This is a genomic window from Psychrobacter sp. TB20-MNA-CIBAN-0197 (genome assembly GCF_040309765.1).
GTDB classification, from domain to species: Bacteria; Pseudomonadota; Gammaproteobacteria; order Pseudomonadales; family Moraxellaceae; genus Psychrobacter; species Psychrobacter submarinus.
This window is the reverse complement of record NZ_JBEOPC010000634.1, coordinates 1-270: the sequence shown is the minus strand read 5'-3', so window position 1 is coordinate 270 and position 270 is coordinate 1. Positions and strand designations below refer to the sequence as shown.

The 270-nt window shown below is 60.7% G+C and carries 1 protein-coding gene; it reads right to left on the bottom strand.

What is annotated here, in order from left to right:
• Nucleotides 1-243 (bottom strand): hypothetical protein (locus AAEY83_RS15295; RefSeq protein ID WP_351060258.1); only part of this gene is annotated, 243 nt, incomplete at its 3' end.
• Nucleotides 244-270 lie beyond the last annotated feature (27 nt).

Genomic DNA, 270 nt, shown 5'->3' with positions numbered 1-270 from the left:
GGTTTCCCCGGACCCGGTGCCCACATAGTTGAAGAGCATCATTTCGGTTTCTGGATCGAAGTCACCGCTTTTGTAGTGAGCGTACTCACCGCCGGGGCGCGGTTCGCCGACAGGAACCGATAGGTTCGAAGGTGCGTGGCCTCCTGGCATGATCGGCACATCGCCGTATGTCTGCCCGTCGAGCGGTCCCCCGATCAGACGGATGGGCATGTATCCCAAGTCTCCCGGTGCGAATTCGCTCAACTTCGCGCCCCGCTGACAGAACTCGAC